The 4,750-nt window shown below is 72.1% G+C and carries 5 protein-coding genes; 4 read left to right on the top strand and 1 reads right to left on the bottom strand.

Features of this window, described 5'->3' with window-relative positions:
- Positions 1–1,178: MFS transporter (locus tag ACJ73U_RS48260; protein ID WP_407784550.1), on the bottom strand; the 1,178-nt coding region annotated here is incomplete at its 3' end.
- An 89-nt stretch (positions 1,179–1,267) separates the two neighbouring features.
- On the opposite strand from ACJ73U_RS48260, the gene sucC reads away from it, so the two are divergent.
- The 4 genes from sucC to ACJ73U_RS48240 form a co-directional block, all read left to right on the top strand.
- Positions 1,268–2,437 (top strand): ADP-forming succinate--CoA ligase subunit beta, encoded by a 1,170-nt coding sequence (gene sucC / locus ACJ73U_RS48255; protein WP_407784549.1) that lies wholly within the window; start codon positions 1,268–1,270, stop codon positions 2,435–2,437.
- Positions 2,438–2,440: 3 nt separating this feature from the next.
- Positions 2,441–3,334: a succinate--CoA ligase subunit alpha gene (sucD, locus tag ACJ73U_RS48250; protein ID WP_407784548.1), complete on the top strand. Its 894-nt coding sequence runs from the start codon at positions 2,441–2,443 to the stop codon at positions 3,332–3,334.
- A gap of 10 nt (positions 3,335–3,344) precedes the next feature.
- A complete protein-coding gene (locus ACJ73U_RS48245) occupies positions 3,345–4,118 on the top strand; it encodes a hydroxypyruvate isomerase family protein (protein WP_407784547.1) in 774 nt (257 codons plus the stop codon).
- 112 nt (positions 4,119–4,230) lie between these two features.
- On the top strand, positions 4,231–4,750 hold a 520-nt coding region (locus ACJ73U_RS48240), incomplete at its 3' end, for an NAD(P)-dependent oxidoreductase (RefSeq protein ID WP_407784551.1).

Here is a 4,750-nt window from a genome sequence, read left to right as displayed (position 1 = left end):
GCGCCGGCACCGACGCCCAGCACACCGCCGAACGCCTTCGCGCTGTAGACGGCCGCGTGGGTCCGGCGGGCACCCGCGCTCTGGTCGCCGAAGAACTCCCGGACCAGCGACGCGAACAGGGGGTAGAACGCCCCGCCGCCCATGCCGGCGAACACCGTCGCGAAGACGAGCATGGCCGCCGACCCCGTGCTGGCCGCGCTCGCCAGGCACAGCTGCCCGAACCCGAGCACGGCCAGCACCCAGGCCAGCGTCCTGGTCCGGCCGACCCGGTCCGACACCCGGATGGCCACCGCGCGCCCGGCGCCGTTGGCGGCCAACAACACCCCGGTGCCCACGGCCACCACCACGAGCGCCGCGCCGGTGGTGGCGCCCAGCGTCGCCAGGAACGTCACGTCGAACAACGAGACCGCGCTGGCGACGAACAGGATCAGGTACATCAACGGCGCGACGCCGGTCCGCATGGCCTCGCGGGGCGAGTACTGCCGCACGGCGCGCACCGGGCTCCGCCGGCGGTCGAGCGTCCAGTCCCGGGGATCCACCTCCGGCGGCCACCAGTGCGCGGGCGGGTCGACCAGCGACAGGCCCGCCACCAGCACGACCGCGAGGACCAGTGCGGCGGTGACGGTCAGCGCGGGACCGGTTGGCGCGAACAGGAACGCGACGGCGAACGGCACCGAGCCGTACGCGAAGGCACCCGTCGCCAGGCTCACCGTGGCCGCCTGCCGTTCGGGATACCACTTCGCGACCGTCGACGAGCACGTCGCGTACACGATGCCGGCCCCGGTGCCGCTGAGCACCGAATAGCCGAGCAGGGCAACGAGTTCCGAGCCCTGGGTCAGGGCGAGCGGCCCGAGGGGCAGCAGCACGGCGCCCGCGATCATCGCCGTGCGTGGCGCGACGCGGCCGCGCTCGCGCAGGTAGGCGATCGGGAAGCCCGCCCCGGCCTGGAAGACCGTCCACGTCGCCAGCAGCCAGAACACGTCGAGCGGTACCCAGCCCCGGTCGACCAGCGACGGCACGAGCGAGCCGAAGCCGTACTGCAGGATCCCGATCGCGGCCATCGCCGCCCAGCACGCCCGCAGCGGCCACGTGCGCGGCCGGCCGAGCAGTTCGTGTGCCGGCGGTCCTATGGCGAAGCGACGGCCCAGAAATTCGAGTGACGCAGGTGAGGTGCTCATCACGGACCCCTCCCTAGACAAGCGGTTCCATACTGCATACAGTCTACAACATATCGTGGTCGCGGTCACACTCCCAGGAAGGCGGGCCCGTGGACCTGTACGAGTTCCAGGCGAAGGACCTGTTCGCGGCGCACGGTGTGCCGGTCGGTCCCGGTCAGCGCGTGGTGACCGACGCCGTGGGAGCCGGGGAGGCCGCCGCCGAGTTCGGTGTGCCGGTCGTGATCAAGGCACAGGTGAAGGCGGGTGGCCGCGGCAAGGCCGGCGGCGTCAGGGTCGCCGCCGACCCCGACGAGGCGCGTGCCAGGGCCGAGGACATCCTCGGGCTGGACATCAAGGGCCACACCGTCCGGCGGGTACTCGTCACACCCGCCGCCGCGATCGCCGAGGAGTACTACCTCTCGTTCCTGCTCGACCGCGCGAACCGCACGTTCCTCGCCATGGCGAGCGCCGAGGGCGGCGTGGAGATCGAGCAGCTCGCCGTCGAGCGGCCCGAGGCCCTGGCCAGGGTTCCCGTCGACCCCAACGAGGGTGTGGATCTGGCCAAGGCCAGGGAGATCCTCGCCGCCGCGCGGTTCCCCGAGGACATCCGCGACCAGGCCGCCGCGGTCGTGGTCGCGCTCTGGGAGACGTTCGTCGCCGAGGACGCCACGCTCGTCGAGGTGAACCCGCTCGTCCGCGACCGGGACGACGCGGTCCTGGCCCTCGACGGGAAGGTCACGCTCGACGACAACGCGGCGTTCCGCCATCCCGACCACGCGGACCTCGTCGACGCCGAGGCCGAGGACCCCCTGGAGGCCAGGGCGAAGGCCAAGCACCTCAACTACGTCAAGCTCGACGGCGAGGTCGGCGTCATCGGCAACGGCGCCGGGCTGGTGATGTCCACACTGGACGTCGTGGCCTACGCCGGTGCGGAGTTCGGTGGGGTCGAGCCGGCCAACTTCCTCGACATCGGCGGCGGGGCGTCCGCCGAGATCATGGCCGACGGGCTGGAGATCGTCCTGTCCGACCCGGACGTGAAGTCCGTGTTCGTCAACGTGTTCGGCGGGATCACGGCCTGCGACGCGGTCGCGGACGGGATCGTGCGGGCGTTCGAGCTGCTCGCGTCGGTGAACAAGCCGGTGGTGGTGCGGCTCGACGGCAACAACGCCGCGGAGGGGCGCCGCATCCTCGACGGTGCGGCGCTTCCCGGGCTGCTGCGGCTGGACAGCATGGACGAGGCGGCACGTACCGCGGCGCGGTTCGCCGCGAAGGGAGCCTGAGACATGGCCGTCTTCCTCACCGAGGCCAGCAGGATCATCGTGCAGGGCATGACCGGCGCGGAGGGCCGCAAGCACACCGCGCGGATGCTCGCCGCCGGCAGCGACGTGGTGGGTGGCGTGACACCCGGCAAGGGCGGCCGGAGCGTCGAGACCGGCGGCAGAACCCTGCCGGTGTTCGACTCGGTCGCCGACGCCATGGCGCGGACCGGCGCCGACACGACCGTGGTGTTCGTGCCACCGAAGTTCGCGAAGGGCGCGGTGGTCGAGGCCGTCGACGCGGGCATCGGGCTGTGCGTCGTGATCACCGAGGGCATCCCGGTGCACGACACCGCGGCGTTCTGGGCGCACGCCCTGTCGACCGGCGGCAGGACCCGGATCATCGGCCCGAACTGTCCCGGCGTGATCAGCCCGGGCAAGTCCAACGCGGGCATCATCCCCGCCGACATCACCGGCCCGGGGCGCATCGGGCTCGTCTCCAAGTCGGGAACGCTGACCTACCAACTGATGTACGAGCTGCGGGACATCGGTTTCTCGACGGCGGTGGGCATCGGCGGCGACCCGATCATCGGCACCACGCACATCGACGCGCTGGCCGCGTTCGAGGCCGACCCGCAGACGGAGCTGATCGTCATGATCGGCGAGATCGGCGGCGACGCCGAGGAGCGGGCCGCCGCGTTCGTCACGGAGTACGTGAGCAAACCGGTCGTGGGTTACGTCGCCGGGTTCACCGCGCCGGAGGGCAGGACCATGGGCCACGCCGGCGCCATCGTCTCGGGCTCGTCCGGTTCCGCGGCCGCCAAGAAGGAGGCGCTGGAGGCGGCTGGCGTCAAAGTCGGCAAGACTCCTTCGGACACCGCCGAGCTGGCCAGGGCGAGCCTGGCCCAGCTGGTTCCCTAGGAGGGGCGCCATGCGCTACGACGTCAACCTGTCCATCCTGTTCACCGAGCTGCCCATGCTCGAACGCCCTGCCGCCGCGGCCCGCGCGGGCTTCGACGCCGTCGAGATGTGGTGGCCGTTCGACGGCCCGACCCCCGCCGACGCCGAACTGGACCGGTTGGCCGGCGCCGTCACCGAGGCCGGCGTCCAGCTGGTCGGGTTGAACTTCGACGGGGGGCACATGCCGTCCGGGGACCGCGGCCTGCTCTCGTCGCCGGCCACGAGCCGGCGCTTCCGGGACAACATCGACGTGGCCGTGGGTTTCGCCGAACGCCTCGGCTGCCGGACGCTGAACGCCCTGTACGGCAACCGGACCGACGACACCGACCCGGAGCTGGCGCTGGAGAACCTCGCGCTGGCGGCGAAGGCGGCCGGCGGCGTCGGCGCGACGGTGGTCGTCGAGGCGCTCAACTCGTTCGAGAACACCCGGTACCCGATCACCTCGTCCGCGCAGGCGTTCCAGCTCCTCGACCAGGTGCCGGGCACGGCGTTCCTCGCGGACTTCTACCACCTCGGACGGATGGGCGAGGACCTGTCCGCGCTCATCGCGAACCACGCGGACCGGTTCGGGCACGTGCAGATCGCCGACGTGCCCGGCCGAGGGCAACCCGGGACCGGAGAGCTGGACTACGCGGCGATCCTGCGCCAGCTGGCCGACAGCCCATACGACGGGCACGTCGGTCTCGAGTACAAGCCGGTCGGGCCAAGCGAAGAGAGTTTCAGCTGGTTGGAGGCAATGCCTTGACTGTGAGCGGAGTTTACGGAGCGAACCGTCGGCACCACGCCGACGAACGCCGGCGCCGAGCCTGCGAGGGGGCGGCGTGAGCGGCGTCATCGGCTTCATCGGGCTTGGCGTCATGGGCGGCCCCATGGCGGCGAACCTGCTCGACGCGGGGTTCGAGGTCGTCGGGTTCGACGTGGTGCCCGCGGCGCTGGAACGGCTGTCCGCGACGGGCGGCACCGTGGCGTCCTCGCCGGGGCAGGCGGCCGCCGAGGCCGACGTCGTGATCACCATGCTGCCGAACCACCCGCAGGTCGAGGCGGTGGCACTCGGCGACGGCGGCGTGCTCGACAGCGCCAAGCCCGGCACCCTCTACATCGACATGAGCAGCATCCGCCCGGAAACGGCGCGCGGGCTCGCGGCAGCCGGCGCGGCGCGCGGCATCCGCGTGCTGGACGCCCCGGTCTCCGGCGGCGAGAAGGGCGCGGTCGACGGCGTGCTGTCCATCATGGTCGGTGGCGGTGCGGAGGATTTCTCGGCGGCGCAGGCCGTCTTCGGCCCGCTCGGCAGGGCCGTGCACGTGGGTCCGGCGGGCTCCGGGCAGACCGTGAAGGCCGCCAACCAACTGGTGGTCGGCGGCACGTACGCGTTGGTGG

The sequence above is a fragment of the Actinophytocola sp. genome (genome assembly GCF_045807065.1).
Taxonomy (GTDB): domain Bacteria; phylum Actinomycetota; class Actinomycetes; order Mycobacteriales; family Pseudonocardiaceae; genus Actinophytocola.
The sequence above is the reverse complement of the archived record's forward strand: the minus strand, read 5'-3'. Positions and strand labels throughout refer to the sequence as shown.